We start from the raw sequence: 780 nt of genomic DNA, 5'->3' as shown, positions 1-780 counted from the left end.
GTCCGTTCGGCCCCCGACATCCGCTCCTGTCGCCGCCTCTGCCGCCGCCGCAGCGGCACCCGCTGTGGAAACGCCGGCAGCCCCGGACGCACCGGCACCTGCCGCATCTCCCGCGTCCGCACCCGCCGCTTCCCCCGCGCCGATGGGAGTACGAGCGCTCCTGGTGCTCGACACCGGGCAGCGTATCGAGGTGCGGGGGACGACGCTGTTCGGGCGGTCCCCGAGTGCCGCCGCTGGCGAGGGCGAGGCGCTCCTGGTGCCGGTCGTCGACGACACGCGCTCGGTGTCCAAGACCCACATCGCGGTGATGCCGGCCCGACGGGGCGTCTTCGTCGTCGACCGGGCCTCCACGAATGGCAGCGCGATCGTCCGAGGCGGTTCTGAGACAGCGCTGCCGGCGGGACACCCCGCGGAATTGCAGATCGGCGACACGGTGCGCTTCGGCGACCGGTCCCTCCTGGTGGAGTGGGTATGACCCTGAGCAGTGAGATGCGCCCTCGGCGCGGTGAGGACGAGCGATGAGAGTCAAGCTGACCCTGCGTCGACCCGCGGCACCCCTGACCGACGTGGTCGTGATGGCCGACTCGACGGCGACGATCGCCGACGTGGCGCGGCAGATCGCCACGACAGACCCCGCGCGCAGCATCATGGCGGCGCCCAGCGATGTGCTCACGCTGTCTGTCGCCCCGCCGACCAGCGAGCAGCTCACGATGCTCAACCCCGACCTGCTCGTGGGCGATGCCCCGATCGGCTCCGGGTTCCTCGCCGAGGTGATCAACG

Annotated in this window: 2 protein-coding genes; both read left to right on the top strand. The window is 71.8% G+C overall.

The annotated features are described in order from the left end of the window. Positions 1-475: FHA domain-containing protein (locus DSP71_RS13175; RefSeq protein WP_220151118.1), on the top strand; the 475-nt coding region annotated here is incomplete at its 5' end. 43 nt (positions 476-518) lie between these two features. Continuing rightward, positions 519-780: hypothetical protein (locus DSP71_RS23815; RefSeq protein WP_258546436.1), on the top strand; the 262-nt coding region annotated here is incomplete at its 3' end.

Origin of the sequence: Microbacterium sp. H6, assembly GCF_003314775.1 — a bacterium.
Taxonomy (GTDB): Bacteria; Actinomycetota; Actinomycetes; order Actinomycetales; family Microbacteriaceae; genus Microbacterium; species Microbacterium oxydans.
Note: the sequence above shows the minus strand (reverse complement) of the source record. Positions and strands in the feature narration are given on the sequence as shown.